At 45.3% G+C, this 18,587-nt stretch carries 19 protein-coding genes and 1 pseudogene; 15 read left to right on the top strand and 5 right to left on the bottom strand.

The features are described 5' to 3' along the window. From gidA to glmU, 14 genes and pseudogenes are all read left to right on the top strand, one after another. Positions 1-364: pseudogene (gidA, locus tag AACR09_RS19835) on the top strand (tRNA uridine-5-carboxymethylaminomethyl(34) synthesis enzyme MnmG); the annotation flags it as partial. Continuing rightward, positions 364-996, top strand: a complete 633-nt coding sequence (rsmG, locus tag AACR09_RS19830) for a 16S rRNA (guanine(527)-N(7))-methyltransferase RsmG (RefSeq protein ID WP_017058801.1) — start codon at positions 364-366, stop codon at positions 994-996. The pseudogene gidA and the gene rsmG, both read left to right, overlap by 1 nt. Before the next feature lie 14 nt (positions 997-1,010). Next, positions 1,011-1,784, top strand: a complete 774-nt coding sequence (locus tag AACR09_RS19825) for a ParA family protein (RefSeq protein ID WP_017077301.1) — start codon at positions 1,011-1,013, stop codon at positions 1,782-1,784. 23 nt (positions 1,785-1,807) lie between these two features. Next, positions 1,808-2,689, top strand: coding sequence for a ParB/RepB/Spo0J family partition protein (locus tag AACR09_RS19820; protein ID WP_017081731.1), 882 nt, complete (start codon positions 1,808-1,810; stop codon positions 2,687-2,689). A gap of 191 nt (positions 2,690-2,880) precedes the next feature. Then, on the top strand, positions 2,881-3,270 hold the full coding sequence (locus tag AACR09_RS19815) for a F0F1 ATP synthase subunit I (RefSeq protein ID WP_004735732.1): 390 nt from the start codon (positions 2,881-2,883) through the stop codon (positions 3,268-3,270). Positions 3,271-3,278: 8 nt separating this feature from the next. After that, entirely contained in the window at positions 3,279-4,076 is a 798-nt protein-coding gene (atpB, locus tag AACR09_RS19810) for a F0F1 ATP synthase subunit A (protein ID WP_004735733.1), read from the top strand. A gap of 50 nt (positions 4,077-4,126) precedes the next feature. Further along, complete coding sequence (gene atpE / locus AACR09_RS19805) at positions 4,127-4,384, top strand: F0F1 ATP synthase subunit C (RefSeq protein WP_004735734.1); 258 nt, start codon at positions 4,127-4,129, stop codon at positions 4,382-4,384. A gap of 58 nt (positions 4,385-4,442) precedes the next feature. Then, positions 4,443-4,913 (top strand): F0F1 ATP synthase subunit B, encoded by a 471-nt coding sequence (atpF, locus tag AACR09_RS19800; protein ID WP_017077303.1) that lies wholly within the window; start codon positions 4,443-4,445, stop codon positions 4,911-4,913. A gap of 15 nt (positions 4,914-4,928) precedes the next feature. Then, a complete protein-coding gene (gene atpH / locus AACR09_RS19795; protein ID WP_004735736.1) occupies positions 4,929-5,462 on the top strand; it encodes a F0F1 ATP synthase subunit delta in 534 nt (177 codons plus the stop codon). A 13-nt stretch (positions 5,463-5,475) separates the two neighbouring features. Then, complete coding sequence (atpA, locus tag AACR09_RS19790) at positions 5,476-7,017, top strand: F0F1 ATP synthase subunit alpha (RefSeq protein WP_004735737.1); 1,542 nt, start codon at positions 5,476-5,478, stop codon at positions 7,015-7,017. Positions 7,018-7,065: 48 nt separating this feature from the next. Beyond that, positions 7,066-7,932 carry a F0F1 ATP synthase subunit gamma gene (atpG, locus tag AACR09_RS19785; RefSeq protein WP_004735739.1) on the top strand — a complete coding sequence of 289 codons (867 nt, stop codon included), beginning with the start codon at positions 7,066-7,068 and terminating at the stop codon, positions 7,930-7,932. A gap of 34 nt (positions 7,933-7,966) precedes the next feature. Further along, complete coding sequence (atpD, locus tag AACR09_RS19780) at positions 7,967-9,370, top strand: F0F1 ATP synthase subunit beta (protein WP_004735741.1); 1,404 nt, start codon at positions 7,967-7,969, stop codon at positions 9,368-9,370. Between the two features lie 18 nt (positions 9,371-9,388). Beyond that, positions 9,389-9,811 (top strand): F0F1 ATP synthase subunit epsilon, encoded by a 423-nt coding sequence (locus AACR09_RS19775; RefSeq protein ID WP_004735742.1) that lies wholly within the window; start codon positions 9,389-9,391, stop codon positions 9,809-9,811. Positions 9,812-10,026: 215 nt separating this feature from the next. Next, entirely contained in the window at positions 10,027-11,385 is a 1,359-nt protein-coding gene (glmU, locus tag AACR09_RS19770) for a bifunctional UDP-N-acetylglucosamine diphosphorylase/glucosamine-1-phosphate N-acetyltransferase GlmU (RefSeq protein WP_061025211.1), read from the top strand. Positions 11,386-11,512: 127 nt separating this feature from the next. Here the strand turns inward: glmU and punC are convergent, their stop codons facing one another. Beyond that, the gene (gene punC / locus AACR09_RS19765) at positions 11,513-12,724 is read right to left on the bottom strand and encodes a purine nucleoside transporter PunC (RefSeq protein ID WP_017090728.1); all 1,212 of its coding nucleotides are present in this window, start codon (positions 12,722-12,724) and stop codon (positions 11,513-11,515) included. 163 nt (positions 12,725-12,887) lie between these two features. Between punC and punR the strand changes: the two genes are divergently transcribed. Further along, positions 12,888-13,802: a DNA-binding transcriptional activator PunR gene (gene punR / locus AACR09_RS19760; protein ID WP_004735746.1), complete on the top strand. Its 915-nt coding sequence runs from the start codon at positions 12,888-12,890 to the stop codon at positions 13,800-13,802. Between the two features lie 97 nt (positions 13,803-13,899). Here punR and ilvA read toward each other — a convergent pair whose 3' ends face one another. The 4 genes from ilvA to ilvM are packed head-to-tail and all read right to left on the bottom strand — an operon-like array spanning position 13,900 to position 18,587. Continuing rightward, positions 13,900-15,444: a threonine ammonia-lyase, biosynthetic gene (gene ilvA / locus AACR09_RS19755; RefSeq protein WP_017087280.1), complete on the bottom strand. Its 1,545-nt coding sequence runs from the start codon at positions 15,442-15,444 to the stop codon at positions 13,900-13,902. A 2-nt stretch (positions 15,445-15,446) separates the two neighbouring features. Continuing rightward, entirely contained in the window at positions 15,447-17,288 is a 1,842-nt protein-coding gene (gene ilvD, locus AACR09_RS19750; protein ID WP_017077309.1) for a dihydroxy-acid dehydratase, read from the bottom strand. Between the two features lie 33 nt (positions 17,289-17,321). Further along, entirely contained in the window at positions 17,322-18,290 is a 969-nt protein-coding gene (locus tag AACR09_RS19745; protein WP_004735750.1) for a branched-chain amino acid transaminase, read from the bottom strand. 12 nt (positions 18,291-18,302) lie between these two features. Then, positions 18,303-18,587, bottom strand: coding sequence for an acetolactate synthase 2 small subunit (gene ilvM, locus AACR09_RS19740; RefSeq protein ID WP_017077311.1), 285 nt, complete (start codon positions 18,585-18,587; stop codon positions 18,303-18,305).

The raw sequence follows: 18,587 nt of genomic DNA, 5'->3' as shown, positions 1-18,587 counted from the left end.
TCTTCTTCGTCGCCCTGAAATGACTTATTCACAACTAACGGCATTGGATCGTTTTGGTCCGGCATTGGAAGATCAACAAGCATCCGAGCAAGTTGAGATCCAAGTGAAGTACGATGGTTATATCCAGCGTCAACAAGACGAAATTGAAAAATCACTGCGTCATGAAAACACCAAATTGCCTGCTGATATCGATTACAGCAAGGTGAAAGGACTTTCTAACGAAGTGGTTCTTAAACTAACGACTGCTAAGCCTGACTCAATTGGTATTGCTTCTCGAATTTCAGGTATTACGCCTGCAGCAATCTCAATTCTGTTGGTTTATTTGAAAAAACACGGCCTGCTGAAAAAAGGTGAGGAAGCATAATGAGCGCATTACGCGAAAAACTGGATCACCTGATTGGCCAGACTGAACTTGAAGTATCTGAAAAGCAACGTGGCCAATTGGTTGGCTACGTTGAGTTACTGAACAAGTGGAACAAGGCTTACAACCTAACGTCAGTTCGTGACCCGCAAGAAATGATGGTGAAACATATCTTAGATAGCATCATTGTTAGCACTCACTTACAAGGCAAGCGCTTTATTGATGTAGGTACAGGCCCTGGTCTTCCTGGGATTCCGCTCTCAATCATGAACCCTGACTGCGAGTTTTACTTGCTCGATAGCCTAGGTAAGCGTATTCGTTTTATTAAACAAGTGATTCATGAATTAGGCATCGACAACGTGGTACCGGTTCAAAGTCGTGTTGAAGAATTTCAACCAGAAGAAAAGTTTGATGCCGTGCTCAGTCGCGCATTTGCGTCAATGACAGACATGGTAGAGTGGTGTCACCATTTACCTAAAGAGCAATCCGGTGTATTTTTGGCTCTTAAGGGACAACATCCTAGAGACGAAATCGACCTGTTACCTGAATGGTGTTCAGTGACAGACATTAAAGCTTTGCAAGTGCCAGAGCTTGATGGAGAGCGTCATCTAGTTACTTTATCGCGTCAGGGATAATCAGCGAGGCCATAGTGGGTAAAATCGTAGCAATTGCCAACCAGAAGGGCGGCGTAGGAAAAACAACAACTTGCATTAATTTGGCAGCATCAATGGCGGCAACAAAACGCAAGATATTGGTTGTTGACCTCGATCCTCAAGGTAATGCCACTATGGCTAGCGGTGTCGACAAGTATCAAGTTGAAGCAACTGCTTACGATTTGCTGGTTGAAGACACCCCATTTGATGAGGTAGTTTGCAGAAGTACATCTGGCAACTATGACCTCATCGCCGCAAACGGTGATGTGACTGCGGCAGAAATCAAGTTAATGGAAGTATTTGCTCGTGAAGTTCGTTTAAAAAACGCACTCGAATCCATTCGCGACAACTATGATTTCATCTTTATTGATTGCCCACCTTCATTAAACCTTCTTACAATCAACGCGATGGCTGCGGCCGATTCCGTATTGGTTCCAATGCAATGTGAATATTTTGCTTTGGAAGGTTTGACTGCGTTGATGGATACCATCAGTAAGCTCGCTGCGGTAGTAAACGAGAATCTGAAGATCGAAGGTCTTCTTCGTACAATGTATGATCCTCGTAACCGCTTATCGAATGAAGTCTCTGATCAACTCAAAAAACACTTCGGTAGCAAAGTTTATCGAACTGTGATCCCTCGAAATGTACGTTTGGCAGAAGCGCCGAGTCATGGCAAGCCAGCAATGTACTACGACAAGTATTCCGCAGGTGCTAAGGCATATCTTGCTCTTGCAGGCGAAATGTTGCGTCGTGAAGAAGTCCCAGTATAGGTCTAACCAAAGGAATTCGCTCAATGTCTAAGCGTGGTTTAGGAAAAGGGTTAGATGCATTGCTTGCAACTAGCTCATTGGCTCGTGAAAAACAACAAGTTGCTTCTCATAGTCAGGCTTTGTCTGCAGAAGGCGAGTTCACAGAGATTGCTATTGGTAGCTTGAAGCCAGGTGTATATCAACCGCGTAAGGATATGGCGCCAGAAGCGCTAGAAGAGCTGGCCGCATCTATTCAATCTCAAGGTATTATTCAACCTATCGTCGTGCGTCCTTTAGCGTATGGTCAATATGAGATTATCGCTGGTGAGCGCCGTTGGAGAGCTGCGCGTCAAGCTGGCTTAAAACAGGTGCCGTGCTTGGTCAAGAAGGTTGAAGACAAAGCTGCGATTGCGATGGCATTGATTGAGAACATTCAGCGTGAAGACTTGAATGTTATCGAAGAAGCACAAGCGCTAGAACGCTTACAGAACGAATTCGAGCTGACACATCAACAAGTCGCTGAAGTGATCGGTAAATCGAGAGCAACGGTTAGTAACTTATTACGTCTAAATCAGCTAGAAAATGAAGTAAAAGGTTTAGTTTCCAATAAACAACTGGAAATGGGTCATGCTCGAGCATTGCTTGCGCTTGAAGGTGATACCCAGATTGAAGCAGCAAACACTGCGGCAACCAAAAAAATGACCGTGCGTCAAACTGAGCAGCTTGTCAAAAAATGCTTAAAACCAGACGTTGAACCAGAATCGAAGCCTGAAGACACAGAAGCTATCGAACTTTCACGAAGACTCACGGAAAAATTGCAAGCAAACGTTTCAGTTACTCGTTCTGTTAGCGGTAAGTCAAAAGTGACGATTACTCTTGATGAGCCTCACAAATTAGAGCAACTTATTGCTAAACTAGAGTACTAAATGAGATAATTGATTTAGGTCAATTATGTAATAAACAAGTAATTTCGTACAAAAGTTGTCGGTTTGTATGCAAAAATGTAAAAGATTGCTGCATTGTGATTGCAATCAATTTGGCTGAACGTATAATTTTCGCCAATTTCTCAGCACGCTTATAAGCGAGTGGTAAAGTGGGCTTAAAGAGGAACGAATACATGGTAGCGGCGTTAGCAAGACCAGGACGAGTGCTTGCAAAGCAAATGTTATTGATCGAGCTTAGCGCGGTTATATTAGTGGCGATAGGGTTAGGTTTAGCTGTTAATCCTGATTGGGGTTTTGCTGCATTAATCGGTGGCGGTATTTTTGTCATCGCGAATGTAGTTTTTTGTGTGTGTGCTTTCCTATTTTGTGGAGCTCGTGCAACTAAGTTAGTTGCGGCGTCGTTCTATGCTGGCGAAGTGCTCAAAATCTTAATCACAGTTTTACTATTCTCTATTGTCTACATGTATATGCAGGTGGAATTAATTCCCCTCAAACTGACCTATTTACTGGTTCTAGGTATTAATATCTTTGCGCCAGTGCTTTTCATTAACAATAAAAAATAGGATGAGTTATGGCTGCGCCAACAGCATCCGGATACATTGAACACCATTTACAAAACCTTTCTTTAGCTAAGTTTGGTCTTGTAGAGGAAACAAGTTTCTGGAACGTACATATAGACAGTCTGTTTTTTTCTGTGCTGACAGGGGTGTTATTCCTTTGGGTTTTTCGCTCAGTCGCTAAGAAAGCAACAGTAGGTGTACCTGGTAAGCTTCAGTGTTTTGTTGAAATGGTAGTGGAATTCGTTGGCGACAACGTTAAAGAAACTTTCCATGGCCGCAATCCTCTGGTAGCTCCATTAGCACTGACTATATTCTGCTGGATTATCATAATGAACTTGATGGACTTAGTGCCTATCGATTTCTTACCGTATCCTGCAGAGCATTGGCTAGGTATCCCTTACTTGAAAGTGGTTCCTACAGCTGATGTAAATATAACAATGGCAATGGCTTTAGGTGTTTTTGCTCTGATGATCTACTACAGCATTAAAGTAAAAGGCTTAGGCGGATTTGCTAAAGAATTGGCACTGCATCCATTTAATCACCCAATCATGATTCCATTTAACTTGGTGCTTGAGGTAATTTCGTTATTAGCGAAGCCACTATCTCTAGGTATGCGTTTATTTGGTAATATGTTTGCGGGTGAGGTGGTGTTTATTCTTATCGCGGCAATGCTACCGTGGTACTTACAATGGGTAGGTGCACTACCTTGGGCTATCTTCCATATCTTGGTTATTTTGATTCAAGCGTTTGTTTTCATGATGTTGACAATCGTTTACCTATCAATGGCCCATGAAGATAGTGATCACTAAAAAAATTTTTAAGCTTTATTCTAACTATTAATGTTAATCGGAGAACGTAAATGGAAACTGTACTAAGTTTTTCAGCAATCGCTGTTGCTATCATTGTTGGTCTTTGTGCCGTAGGTACTGCAATTGGTTTTGCTATTCTTGGTGGTAAATTCCTAGAAGGCGCTGCGCGTCAACCTGAAATGGCTCCAATGCTACAAGTTAAGATGTTCATCATCGCTGGTCTACTGGATGCTGTTCCAATGATCGGTATCGTAATCGCACTACTATTCACGTTTGCTAACCCATTTGTAAGTCAGCTAGCAGGCTAATTAACTCTTAATAGTTAATTAAATTTTTGTAGTTGATTCTTAACGAGGAGTAGCTGTTGTGAATATGAACGCAACTCTGTTAGGTCAAGCAATTGCTTTTTCGCTGTTTGTTTGGTTCTGCATGAAATATGTATGGCCACCAATCATGCAAGCAATTGAAGAACGTCAGAAGAAAATTGCTGACGGTCTTGTAGCCGCTGAACGCGCTGCTAAAGACTTGAACCTGGCACAAGCCAACGCTTCTGAGCAAATGAAGGAAGCGAAGCGCACTGCAACTGAGGTTATTGATCAGGCAAACAAACGTAAAGCTCAAATTATTGATGAAGCTCGCGAAGAGGCTCAGGCAGAACGCCAGAAGATCTTAACGCAAGCTGAAGCTGAAATTGAAGCTGAACGCACACGTGCCCGTGATGACCTGCGCAAACAAGTCGCAACTCTGGCTATAGCTGGTGCTGAGAAAATCCTTGAGCGTACAATCGATAAAGATGTACACAATGATCTTCTTAACAACATTACTGCAAAACTTTAAAGCAAGGGGCTGTATATGTCTGATTTGACTACAATCGCACGCCCCTATGCTAAAGCAGCGTTTGACTTTGCGGTAGATAAAGGTGAGCTAGACCAATGGGGTCAAATGCTTACTTTTGCTGCCGAAGTGGCACAAAATGATGATGTTCATAATTTATTAAGCAGTTCAATGACTGCTGAAAAGTTAGCTGAAATATTCATTGTAATTTGTGGCGAACAATTTGATGAATTCGGCCAAAACTTAATTAAAGTGATGGCAGAGAATGGTCGTTTAATGGCCTTTCCTGATGTTTGTAAACAGTTCTTATTGCTTAAACAAGAGCACGAGAAAGAAATCGACGTTGACGTTACTTCAGCGGTTGAACTTTCTGAAGAACAGCGCACAAGCATCATCAGCAAATTGGAACTGCGCCTAGCGCGCAAAGTTCAGCTGAATTGCAGTATAGATGAGACTCTACTTAGTGGAGTTATTATTCGAGCCGGAGACCTAGTCATCGATAACTCAGCGCGCAGTCGTTTAGACCGCCTGAGCGATGCATTGCAGTCTTAATGGGGATTGGAGCATGCAACTTAATTCCACTGAAATTAGCGATCTAATTAAACAACGTATTGAATCTTTCGACGTTGTTAGTGAAGCTCGCAATGAAGGTACTATCGTTTCTGTAAGCGATGGCATCCTTAGCATCCACGGCCTAGCGGACGTGATGCAAGGTGAAATGATCGAACTACCGGGTGGCCGTTACGCGCTAGCACTAAACTTGAACCGTGATTCGGTTGGTGCTGTTGTAATGGGCCCGTATGCTGACCTACAGGAAGGCATGAAAGTTACAGGTACTGGTCGTATTCTTGAAGTACCAGTAGGTCCTGAAATGCTTGGTCGTGTTGTAAACACGCTAGGTGAGCCAATTGATGGTAAAGGTCCTATCGAAGCGAAACTAACTTCGCCTGTAGAAATTATCGCACCAGGTGTAATCGACCGTAAATCGGTAGATCAACCTGTTCAAACTGGTTACAAGTCAGTTGACTCAATGATCCCTATCGGTCGTGGTCAACGTGAACTAGTAATCGGTGACCGTCAGACTGGTAAAACAGCAATGGCGATCGATGCGATTATCAACCAGAAAGACTCTGGTATTTTCTCTATCTACGTAGCTATCGGCCAAAAAGCGTCGACTATTGCTAACGTAGTTCGCAAACTAGAAGAGCACGGCGCACTGGCTAACACTGTTGTTGTTGTTGCATCTGCTTCTGAATCTGCTGCGCTGCAATACCTTGCACCGTATGCTGGTTGTGCGATGGGTGAATACTTCCGTGATCGCGGCGAAGATGCACTGATTGTTTATGATGATCTATCTAAGCAAGCGGTAGCTTACCGTCAAATTTCACTACTACTTAAGCGTCCACCTGGCCGTGAAGCGTTCCCTGGTGATGTTTTCTACCTTCACTCTCGTCTACTAGAGCGTGCTGCTCGTGTAAGCGAAGCATACGTAGAAAAGTTCACTAACGGTGAAGTGACAGGCAAGACTGGTTCTTTAACTGCTCTTCCTATCATCGAAACGCAAGCTGGTGACGTATCTGCATTCGTACCAACGAACGTAATCTCGATTACTGATGGTCAGATCTTCCTACAAACTGAACTATTCAACGCGGGCGTACGTCCAGCTGTTGACCCTGGTATCTCAGTTTCTCGTGTAGGTGGTTCGGCGCAGACTAAAATCATCAAGAAGCTATCTGGCGGTATCCGTACTGCTCTAGCTCAATACCGTGAACTAGCAGCATTTGCACAGTTCTCATCGGATCTTGATGAAGCGACCAAAAAGCAACTAGACCACGGTCAAAAAGTTACAGAACTGATGAAGCAGAAGCAATACGCTCCTATGTCTGTATTTGACCAAGCTCTAGTAATCTTCGCTGCAGAGCGTGGATACCTTCAAGACGTAGAGCTGTCTAAAGTTCTAGATTTTGAAGCTGCTTTACTGTCGTTTGCTCGCGGTCAATACGCTGATCTAGCAACACAGATCGACGCAACGGGTGCTTTCAACAAAGAAATCGAAGCTGAGCTGAAGAAGCTTGTTGACGATTTCAAGGCAACCCAGACCTGGTAATTGGTAGGTGGTCTTAGGGCCACCTCATACCATTAACGGAGAGTAACGATGGCCGGCGCAAAAGAGATACGTAATAAAATCGGTAGTGTTAAAAGCACACAGAAGATTACGAAAGCAATGGAAATGGTAGCAGCTTCGAAAATGCGTCGTTCTCAAGACGCAATGGAAGCTACTCGTCCATATGCAGAAACAATGCGTAAAGTGATCGGTCATTTGGCTAATGGTAGCCTCGAGTATAAGCATCCTTATCTTGAGGAACGTGAAGCCAAACGTGTTGGTTACATCATCGTTTCTACAGACCGTGGTCTTTGTGGTGGTTTGAACATTAACTTGTTCAAAAAAGCTATGAACGACATGAAAGATTGGTCTGAGAAAGGTGCTGATGTAGAGCTTGCAATTGTAGGTTCTAAAGCAACAGCATTTTTCAATAACAGCGGCGCGAAAGTAGCAGCTCAAGTTTCTGGTCTGGGTGATCGCCCAAGCCTTGAAGACTTGATTGGCTCTGTAAGCGTTATGCTGAAGAAATATGATGAAGGTGAATTGGATCGCCTGTTCGTAGTGTTTAACAGATTTGAAAACACTATGGTTCAAGAACCAACGATCGATCAATTACTTCCTTTGCCTAAATCAGACAGCGAAGAAATGAAACGCAGTCATTCTTGGGACTACATTTATGAGCCCGAGCCAAAACCACTACTAGATGCACTATTAGTTCGCTATGTCGAATCTCAAGTGTATCAAGGTGTGGTCGAGAATCTTGCTTGTGAGCAAGCAGCTCGAATGATTGCAATGAAATCAGCAACAGATAACGCTGGTGACATTATTGATGACTTAGAACTTGTGTATAACAAAGCCCGTCAATCGGCGATTACACAAGAACTTTCTGAGATCGTTTCAGGCGCAGCTGCGGTTTAAGCTTAGGTAAAACTAAATAGTTAGAGGATTAACGATGGCTACAGGTAAGATCGTACAGATCATTGGTGCGGTAGTCGACGTAGAGTTCCCACAGGGCGAAGTACCTCGTGTATACGATGCTCTGAATGTTAATGAAGTGAAAGAGCGTCTAGTTCTTGAAGTTCAGCAACAACTTGGCGGTGGCGTAGTACGCGCAATCGTAATGGGTAGCTCTGATGGTTTACGTCGTGGTTTGACAGTTGAAAATACTGGCGCTCCAATCTCGGTACCAGTAGGTACTAAGACACTTGGTCGTATCATGAACGTCCTAGGTGACGCAATTGATGAGTGTGGTGAAATCGGTGCTGAAGAGCATTACGCAATTCACCGTGAAGCTCCAAGCTACGAAGAGCAGTCTAATGAGACTTCTCTTCTAGAAACTGGTGTTAAAGTAATCGACTTGATTTGTCCATTCGCTAAGGGTGGTAAAATCGGTCTATTCGGTGGTGCTGGTGTAGGTAAGACCGTTAACATGATGGAACTTATCAACAACATCGCACTTCAACACTCAGGCCTATCTGTATTTGCAGGTGTAGGTGAGCGTACTCGTGAAGGTAACGATTTCTACTTTGAGATGCAGGAAGCAGGTGTTGTAAACATCGAAAACCCTGAAGAATCAAAAGTAGCGATGGTTTACGGTCAGATGAACGAGCCACCAGGTAACCGTCTACGTGTTGCACTGACTGGTCTAACAATGGCTGAGCGCTTCCGTGACGAAGGTCGTGACGTTCTACTGTTTGTTGATAACATCTACCGTTACACACTAGCAGGTACTGAAGTATCAGCACTTCTAGGTCGTATGCCTTCTGCGGTAGGTTACCAACCTACACTAGCTGAAGAAATGGGTGTTCTGCAAGAGCGTATCACGTCAACTAAAGCTGGTTCTATCACGTCTGTACAGGCGGTATATGTACCTGCGGATGACTTGACTGACCCGTCTCCAGCAACAACGTTCGCTCACTTAGATGCAACGGTAGTACTTAACCGTAATATCGCATCTATGGGTCTATACCCAGCGATCGACCCGCTAGATTCTACTTCACGTCAACTGGATCCATTGGTAGTTGGACAAGAGCACTACGACATCGCTCGTGGCGTTCAGTCTACTCTTCAGCGCTATAAAGAGCTGAAAGATATCATTGCTATCCTAGGTATGGACGAGCTATCTGAAGAAGATAAGCAAGTTGTATCTCGTGCTCGTAAGATTGAGAAGTTCCTAACTCAGCCTTACCACGTAGCGGAAGTATTTACAGGTGACCCAGGCGTTTACGTACCTCTTAAAGAGACTCTACGTGGCTTCCAAGGTCTTCTATCTGGTGAATACGATGACATTCCAGAGCAAGCGTTCATGTACTGTGGTGCAATTGACGAAGCTATTGAGAATGCTAAGAAGCTATAAGGCTAACTAGGAGGCGATATGGCAGCAATAACCTTTCACCTAGACGTTGTAAGTGCAGAGAAACAAATTTTCTCAGGCCTTGTTGAGACGTTTCAGGTGACCGGTAGTGAGGGTGAGCTTGGTATTTTCCATGGTCACACTCCACTGCTGACCGCTATCAAGCCTGGTATGGTGCGTATTGTTAAGCAGCACGGCCACGAAGAAATTATTTATGTTTCTGGTGGTATGGTAGAAGTTCAACCTGGTACAGCGACTGTACTGGCTGATACGGCTATCCGTGGTGAAGAACTAGACGCAGCAAAGGCGGAAGAAGCTAAACGCAAGGCTGTGGAGAATATCCAAAATCAGCATGGCGACATAGACTTCGCACAAGCGGCCGGTGAACTGGCTAAAGCCATTGCTCAGTTACGAGTTATCGAACTGACAAAACAGCGTCGTTAATCTTTTATAAGATTACTGACTCTGAGATAAAGGCGACCTAAGGGTCGCCTTTTTGCATTTTTAGGTTATCCCGCCCTGAAATGTGTTTACACATTGAGGACTAATGATGACCCTTTTACGTATCAGTACTGGTTAAATAGCTATTACAATTTAATTTGTTAGCTAAAAACGGTTACAATATCGGCTTAATAAAAATAGTGTTGGATAGGTTTACAATGAAGTTTAGCGCGGTAATTCTCGCAGCGGGCAAAGGCACTCGCATGTATTCAAACACACCAAAGGTTCTGCACACGCTTGCAGGTAAGCCAATGGTGAAGCATGTTATCGATACCTGTAATGGTCTAGGTGCGCAAAACATCAACTTGGTTTACGGTCACGGTGGTGATCAGATGAAGACTACTTTAGCTGAAGAATCGGTAAACTGGGCACTGCAAGCTGAGCAGTTGGGTACTGGCCACGCTGTGGATCAGGCATCTGCACATTTCGCTGATGATGAAAAAGTACTAGTGCTATACGGTGATGTTCCATTGATTTCACCTCAAACCATTGAAAACCTATTAGACGCTCAACCAAACGGTGGCATCGCGCTACTTACGGTCGTGTTAGACAACCCAATGGGCTACGGTCGTATTATTCGTCGTAATGGCCCTGTTGTGGCTATCGTTGAGCAGAAAGATGCAACGGATGAGCAGAAGCTTATCAAAGAGATCAACACTGGCGTTATGGTTGCGACTGGTGGCGATCTGAAGCGTTGGTTGTCTGGCTTAAGCAACGATAACGCACAAGGTGAATACTACCTGACTGACGTTATTGCAGCGGCTCACGATGAAGGTCGTGCTGTAGAAGCTGTACACCCAGTAAGCCCTATTGAAGTTGAAGGCGTGAACGACCGCTCTCAACTGGCTCGTTTAGAACGCGCTTATCAAGCTGAGCAAGCCGACAAACTATTGAAGCAAGGCGTTATGCTACGTGACCCAAGCCGCTTTGATCTACGCGGTGAATTGCAGTGCGGTATGGATGTTGAGATTGATACTAACGTTATCATCGAAGGCAGCGTAAGCATTGGCGACAACGTGGTTATCGGTACCGGTTGTGTATTGAAAGACTGTGAGATCGATGACAACACCATCGTGCGTCCATACAGTGTAATTGAAGGTGCAACGGTCGGTGAAGACTGTACGGTTGGTCCTTTCACTCGTCTACGTCCTGGTGCTGACATGCGTAATAACTCGCACGTTGGTAACTTCGTTGAAGTGAAGAACACTCGCCTTGGTGAGGGCTCTAAAGCGAATCACCTAACGTACTTAGGCGATGCTGAAATTGGTCAGCGCGTAAACGTGGGTGCAGGTGCTATCACTTGTAACTATGATGGCGCAAACAAGTTTAAGACCATCATCGGCGATGACGTATTCGTTGGCTCAGATAGTCAATTAATTGCTCCCGTTACGATTGGTAATGGCGCTACCGTTGGTGCTGGCTCTACAGTAACTCGTGATGTTGCTGAGAATGAGTTAGTTATCAGTCGTGCTAAAGAACGTAAGATTGCTGATTGGAAACGTCCAACTAAGAAGTAAGTACTAACGTCCAAAAGATATTCTGATACAAGCCAGTAGCAATGCTACTGGCTGCTTTCTAAATAACTTTAGATATAAAAAAAGAGCGAGATTACTCGCTCTTTTTTTGTTTTCGTTAAACGAGAAACTAGTCTTGCTTATCGTCAGCAACCACTCGAGAGTTATCCGGTGTTGCGAAGTGTTCAGAAAGCTCTTTGTTCGAAACAATATAGCCAACCCACAATGCACCTAAACAAATCACTACCGCTATTCCTGTTGCGCTTAGTGCTTGGCTTGCCATTGCTGCAACCAATGCACTTGCTAGGCCACTAATACTGATTTGCAGGCTGTTTTGTAAGCCAGCCGCTGTCGCAGGGCTCTGTTTCGCGCTTGATAGGGCACGGTTTACTACGATTGGGTAAAGTGCGCCATTCGCTACGGCAATTAGACAGAAAGGTGCGAGTAGAGGCCAGATTGAAGTCAGTTCCCATTGTGATGCAATGAAAATCAGTAATGCGGCAACACTAAACAAACCAATAAGATTTCTTAGTACGACACCATCGCCATACTTCTTCACTGCCTGCTTACCGAAGTAACCACCCGCCATGAATGCAATTGTCTGTGGAATAAAGCTCAAACCGATGTCTTTTGCTTCATAACCCAGCTGAGCCATGATCTCTGGCATACCGGTTAGGTAAGCGAAGAACGCTGCTGACGCTGAAGCAAACATCAACACATTACCCATGTAAGGCTTTGAATGAAGCAGTGCTTTTATATCGGTTTTGATCGACGTTTGTTTTACTTCTGGCGCTTCTTTTGGTTGAGCCATGGTCGTTGCGATCAACAATGCGCCCATTAGCGTCAGTGTGATAAAGATACTGTGCCAACCAAAGCTGTCCGCTAGTAACACACCCAGTTGCGGTGCTAATGCTGGAGATAGCGCTACTAGAGGCATGATAGTCGCAAAAATTTGCTGGCTGCTGCTTTGAGAGTACCGCTTGATAACCATTGCTTGCCAGATTACCGCAGGCGCACACACACCGATCGCTTGAATGAAGCGCAGCGTTAGTAGGTGCCATACTTCGGTACTGAATGCTAAGCCGAATGAAGCTGCAGTAAAGATAACAAGACCAACCGCTAGCGTATTACGGTGACCATACTTGTCACTCGCCAGACCCCAAAGAAGCTGACCCATTGCCATACCACCAAGGAATACGGTTAGAGACAGAGCAATCTGCTCTGGACCGGTTGCAAAATCGACTTCCATTGCCTTAAATGCAGGAAGGTACATATCGGTCGCAATAAAGCCAAGCATAGAAAGAACTGCAAGGTAGACCAATTGAAATTTAGAAATATTCATAAGATGCCATTAAGCTAAAGGTAGTGATGTTTTTATCATCAAAAAAATTGTTAGATACTCAGGAGAAAGAACCCCTGTTTATTTATGCTGACATTCTATTTTTCAGAGCTGATAAAATAAAACGCTAAAATATGTAGTTATCAATCAAAAAATTTGAAGGCTTATGTTCTCTAAATCCTCGTTAGAAATGCTTGATACCGTTGCTCGCTTGGGCAGCTTCACTGCGGCTGCAGAGCAATTGCACAAAGTACCATCGGCGATCAGCTATGGGGTTAGGCAGGTAGAGCAAGAGCTTGATGTTCTACTTTTCAGACGCTTACCAAGAAAAGTAGAGCTGACGCCTGCTGGGGAGCTGTTTATTGAAGAGGCTCGTCAACTGCTGAGACAGATGGAAGAACTCAGTGCGCAAACTCGCCGAGCTGCGCGTGGTTGGAAGAAAACCTTACGTCTAACCCTTGATAACGTGGTTAAGCTCGACAAGATGAAGCCGATGATTGAAGAGTTTTATCAAACCTTTGAGTTCGCTGAGCTGCAGATCAACATGGAAGTGTTTAATGGTTCTTGGGAAGCTATTGCACAGGGGAGGGCCGATGTCGTCATTGGAGCCACTTCGGCGATTCCGGTTGGCGGTGACTTTGAAGTTAAGGATATGGGGCGGTTAGATTGGGCATTTGTGATGTCACCCAGTCACCCGTGTGTGCGAGAGCAAAACCTTAATGAAGCCTTTGTTAGCCAGTATCCCGCGATCTGTTTGGATGATACCTCTAGCGTGCTGCCTAAGCGCCATACTGGCCACTATGCGAGTCAGAGACGTCTTCTATTACCGAATTGGTACAGTGCGATAGAGTGCCTCAAGAATGGTGTTGGGGTGGGCTACATGCCAAGGCATATTGCCGCGCCTATTATCGAACAAGGTTTGCTGGTGGAAAAAATACTACCAGAACCGAGCCCGCAGAGTCACTGTTGTTTGGTGTGGAGAAAAGACGATAACCATAAATTGATCGAATGGATGGTCAAATATCTAGGATCAAGTGAACAGCTTCACCAAGATTGGTTGGATCATCGTAAAGCACTGTAATGATCTATTTAAAATAGGATCGTGTGAGGTTTATCGGAAACGCTCAAATAAAAAGAGCGAGTTAACACTCGCTCTTTTTGGTTCGATAGCTCAACTCTTAAGACAAGAAGAACTTGTAGGAAGGGTTGTCTGTTTCATCTTTGCACTGGTAGCCAAGTTCTTCTAAGTGTGTAGAGAACTGAGCCAAATCATCATCACCGAGTTCGAAGCCACACAGTACTCGACCGTAATCGGCACCATGGTTACGATAGTTGAACAGGCTGATATTCCAGTGAGTCCCTAAGGTATCAAGGAATTTAATCAATGCACCTGGGTATTCAGGAAACTCAAAGCTGTAAAGACGTTCTTTCAATGGCTTCGATGGTTTACCGCCAATCATGTAACGAATGTGCAGCTTTGCCATCTCGTCATCAGACAAGTCGACAACCGCGTAGTCACCCTCACGTAAGTCATTGATGATGTGTTCGAGTTCTTCTTGTCCACCTTGTAGACGTACACCAACGAAGATATTCGCCAGGCTTTCGTCGTTGTGGCGGTAGTTAAACTCAGTCACCGCTCGACCACCAATAATGTTACAGAACTCTAGGAACGCACCTTGTCGCTCTGGAATCGTCACCGCAAGTAGACCTTCTCGTTTCTCACCCAATTCACAACGCTCAGAGACATAACGTAGACCGTGGAAGTTGGTGTTCGCACCAGAAAGTACCGTTGCTAGTTGCTTATTTTGCAGTTGGTTTTGTTCTGCAAACTTCTTAAGGCCTGCCAGAGCAAGCGCTCCTGAAGGCTCAGCAATCGCACGGGTGTCTTCAAAGATGTCCTTTACTGCAGAGCAGATTTCATCGCTAGAGACGGTAATATGACCATCAATGTACTGTTGGCAAAGACGGAAGGTTTCTTCACCTATGCGTTTAACCGCAACACCATCAGCAAACATGCTGACCTGATCCAGTACCACTGGTTCACCCGCATCCAGTGCTGCTTTCAAGCAAGCCGAGTCTTCAGGCTCTACCGCAATCACTTTAATCTCTGGCATCAGTTGTTTGATAAGCACTGCAACACCAGCGGCTAAGCCACCACCACCAACCGGCACAAAGATATAATCCATGTGGCCGTTTTGCTGCAGCATCTCCATGCCCATAGTGCCTTGCCCAGCAATCACGAGTGGGTGATCGAAAGGAGGAACAAAGGTGAAGCCATGTTCAGCCGACAGACGTTCCGCTTCCGCTTTCGCTTCATCGAAATTACTGCCGTGTAAAACGACTTTACCGCCAAATCCGCGTACTGCATCAACCTTGATATCCGGTGTCGTTTTCGGCATCACGATTGTGGTTTGAATACCTAACTTAGAGCCAGATAACGCCATACCTTGTGCGTGATTCCCTGCGGATGCTGCGATAACACCGGCTGCTTTCTGTTGTTCAGAAAGGCTTGAAACCATGTTGTAAGCACCGCGCAGCTTAAACGAGTGTACCGGCTGACGGTCTTCTCGTTTTAGCTGAACCTGATTACCGATACGAGCGCTTAAGCGTGGCATATCTTGCAGAGGTGTCACGATTGCCGCTTCGTAAACCGGAGCTCTCAGGATCTGGCGCAGATAATCTGCGCCACTTTGTTTTTTTGGACTGGAGGTGTCATCACTCATAGTTAGCCCTCAAGCTTAGACTTATCACGCACAGCGCCTTTGTCGGCACTGGTCGCCATGCTTGCGTAAGCTTTCAGTGCGAAAGACACTTCACGTTGACGGTTTTCTGGTTTCCAGCCTAATGCATCTTGTTTTTCACGACGTGCTGCTAGTTCATCTTCAGCCACATCAAGCGTGATTGAGCGGTTAGGGATATCGATAGTGATGATATCGCCAGTGTTCACTAGACCAATTACGCCGCCGCTTGCTGCTTCTGGAGAAGCGTGACCGATAGAAAGACCTGATGTACCACCAGAGAAACGACCATCGGTTAGAAGAGCACAAGACTTGCCTAGACCCATAGATTTTAGGTAAGTCGTTGGGTAGAGCATTTCTTGCATACCCGGGCCGCCTTTAGGACCTTCGTAACGAATGACAACCACTTCGCCTGCTTTTACTTTACCCGCTAAGATGCCTTCTACTGCCGTATCTTGGCTTTCGAATACGATTGCAGGACCTTGGAATTTAAGGTTTTCTTCATCAACACCCGCGGTCTTAACGATACAACCATCAACGGCGATGTTACCTGAAAGTACCGCTAGGCCACCTTCTTGGCTGAATGCGTTTTCTTTGGTACGAATACAACCTTCTTTGCGGTCGTCATCTAGACGATCCCAACGGCAATCTTGTGAGAAAGCTTTGGTGGTACGGATGCCTGCAGGACCTGCACGGAAGAACTTAAGCACGGCTTCGTCTTCTGTTTGCATGATGTCGTATTGAGCGAGCTGCTCTTGCATGCTTAGGCCAAGTACGGTGCGAGTTTGATTATTCAGTAGGCCAGCACGATCAAGCTCACCTAGAATCGCCATTACACCACCAGCACGGTGAACGTCTTCCATGTGGTATTTCGGTGTTGAAGGAGCAACCTTACAAAGGTGCGGAACGCGACGAGACATCTCATCGATATCATCCATATCAAAATCAATGTCACCTTCTTGAGCGGCTGCTAAAAGGTGAAGTACTGTGTTACTTGAGCCACCCATTGCGATATCAAGCGCCATAGCATTATCAAAGGCAGCGCGATTTGCGATGTTGCGAGGCAGTGCTGACTCGTCATCTTGCTCGTAGTAACGCTTAGTTAGATCAACGATGCGTTTACCGGCGTTGATGAATAGCTCTTCACGGTCTGCGTGCGTCGCCAGCATAGAACCGTTACCCGGCTGAGATAGACCAAGTGCTTCTGTTAGACAGTTCATTGAGTTTGCTGTGAACATACCTGAACATGAACCACAGGTTGGACATGCAGAACGTTCTACTTGCTCACTTTGCTCGTCTGAAATCGTTGGATCGGCGCCTTGAATCATCGCATCAACAAGGTCGAGCTTGATGATTTGATCTGAAAGCTTGGTTTTACCTGCTTCCATTGGACCGCCAGATACGAAGATCACTGGGATGTTGAGGCGCATTGCTGCCATCATCATTCCCGGAGTGATTTTGTCACAGTTAGAGATACACACCATTGCATCCGCACAGTGTGCATTGACCATGTATTCTACTGAGTCTGCGATAAGCTCACGTGATGGCAGTGAGTACAGCATGCCGCCGTGACCCATTGCGATACCATCATCGACCGCGATGGTGTTGAATTCTTTTGCGATACCACCCGCTTTCTCGATTTCACCCGCAACCAGCTGACCCATATCTTTAAGGTGAACGTGGCCTGGAACAAATTGAGTGAAAGAGTTTACAACCGCGATGATCGGCTTACCGAAGTCATCATCTTTAACGCCAGTTGCACGCCATAAAGCGCGCGCACCAGCCATGTTGCGTCCGTGGGTTGTCGTTGCTGAACGATAGATTGGCATTGTTTAAATCCTTATAAAATATTTGGCTGTTGCTTACTTATTTGTTTGTGTTTGGCTTTCTGACGCATGGTCTGCTGGATAAACGTAGTCTAACCAGCCCCATTTATCTTCAGTGGTTCCATTGAATAAACCAAAGTAAGCTGCTTGAACTTTTTCAGTGATAGGACCGCGTTTGCCTTCACCTACTGTAATTTTGTCTACACTGCGAACCGGAACGATCTCTGCAGCTGTGCCTGTCATGAATACTTCATCGGCAAGGTATAGCGCTTCACGAGCAATGTTCTCTTCACGGATTTCGTAACCCATGTCTTTTGCTAGTGTCATGATTGAATCACGGGTGATGCCCGGTAGAATCGCGCTGGTTGCTGGTGGCGTTGATAACACACCATTACGAATCACAAAGATGTTCTCGCCAGCACCTTCTGAAAGGTAACCATCGACGCTCAGTGCGATACCTTCATCGTAACCATGACGACGAGCTTCACCACCAACCAGTAATGAAGATAGGTAGTTACCACCGGCTTTCGCAGCGGTAGGGATAGTATTTGGAGCGGCACGATTCCAGCTTGAAATCATCGCATCTACACCATTCTCTAGCGCTTCTTCACCTAGGTAAGAACCCCAAGGGAACGCAGCGATGATCAGATCCATCTCAGTATTTTCTGGCGGACACACACCCAAACCAACATTACCTACAAAGCCCAGTGGGCGTATGTACGCAGACTGTAGCTTATTTTGGCGTAGCGTTTCGCGAGTCGCTTCCATAATTTCTTCCTCAGTAAAAGGAATAGGGAAGCGGTAGATTTTCGCTGAGTCTTTTAGGCGTCTTGCATGCTCTGGGTGACGGAAGATTACCGGCCCTTTTGGCGTGTTGTAACAACGAACGCCTTCAAACACAGAAGTACCGTAGTGCATTGCGTGAGTCAGGACGTGAACGTTCGCCTCTGCCCAAGGAACCATTTCACCGTTAAACCAAATATAGTCTGCTGTTTTAGCTGTCATGTTTGCGGTTCCTTATGCGTTTATTTTTTGCTGTAAGTTGTTGTTTGGCAACTCATTACGACTGATAGAGATAACGTCAACGGAACGTACATCCCACAGCTTTTCGATTTGATTCACCAAAAAAGAGATCGGACGGTCACTGTCGACAATGATCTCTACACTCGCCACCTTGCTTTCGTGGTTTTGAGTGCCCGCGACTTGCTTAACGATGAAGCCACGGTGACGGATAACACGAAGAACACGCTCTAGTAGTACTGGCTTATCATCGGCTTTGATGTCTAATAGGTATCTTTTCAT

The organism is Vibrio sp. OPT20, assembly GCF_963889365.1.
Lineage (GTDB): Bacteria > Pseudomonadota > Gammaproteobacteria > Enterobacterales > Vibrionaceae > Vibrio > Vibrio splendidus.
Note: the sequence above shows the minus strand (reverse complement) of the source record. Positions and strands in the feature narration are given on the sequence as shown.

Coding starts and splice junctions, on each gene's coding strand:
- AACR09_RS19815 (WP_004735732.1), top strand. CDS start 2,881: ATGGTAGCGGCGTTAGCAAGACCAGGACGAGTGCTTGCAAAGCAAATG.
- AACR09_RS19820 (WP_017081731.1), top strand. CDS start 1,808: ATGTCTAAGCGTGGTTTAGGAAAAGGGTTAGATGCATTGCTTGCAACT.
- ilvM (WP_017077311.1), bottom strand. CDS start 18,587: ATGAAAAGATACCTATTAGACATCAAAGCCGATGATAAGCCAGTACTA.
- punC (WP_017090728.1), bottom strand. CDS start 12,724: ATGAATATTTCTAAATTTCAATTGGTCTACCTTGCAGTTCTTTCTATG.
- punR (WP_004735746.1), top strand. CDS start 12,888: ATGTTCTCTAAATCCTCGTTAGAAATGCTTGATACCGTTGCTCGCTTG.
- AACR09_RS19775 (WP_004735742.1), top strand. CDS start 9,389: ATGGCAGCAATAACCTTTCACCTAGACGTTGTAAGTGCAGAGAAACAA.
- atpB (WP_004735733.1), top strand. CDS start 3,279: ATGGCTGCGCCAACAGCATCCGGATACATTGAACACCATTTACAAAAC.
- glmU (WP_061025211.1), top strand. CDS start 10,027: ATGAAGTTTAGCGCGGTAATTCTCGCAGCGGGCAAAGGCACTCGCATG.
- ilvA (WP_017087280.1), bottom strand. CDS start 15,444: ATGAGTGATGACACCTCCAGTCCAAAAAAACAAAGTGGCGCAGATTAT.
- ilvD (WP_017077309.1), bottom strand. CDS start 17,288: ATGCCAATCTATCGTTCAGCAACGACAACCCACGGACGCAACATGGCT.
- atpH (WP_004735736.1), top strand. CDS start 4,929: ATGTCTGATTTGACTACAATCGCACGCCCCTATGCTAAAGCAGCGTTT.
- rsmG (WP_017058801.1), top strand. CDS start 364: ATGAGCGCATTACGCGAAAAACTGGATCACCTGATTGGCCAGACTGAA.
- atpE (WP_004735734.1), top strand. CDS start 4,127: ATGGAAACTGTACTAAGTTTTTCAGCAATCGCTGTTGCTATCATTGTT.
- atpA (WP_004735737.1), top strand. CDS start 5,476: ATGCAACTTAATTCCACTGAAATTAGCGATCTAATTAAACAACGTATT.
- AACR09_RS19745 (WP_004735750.1), bottom strand. CDS start 18,290: ATGACAGCTAAAACAGCAGACTATATTTGGTTTAACGGTGAAATGGTT.
- atpD (WP_004735741.1), top strand. CDS start 7,967: ATGGCTACAGGTAAGATCGTACAGATCATTGGTGCGGTAGTCGACGTA.
- atpG (WP_004735739.1), top strand. CDS start 7,066: ATGGCCGGCGCAAAAGAGATACGTAATAAAATCGGTAGTGTTAAAAGC.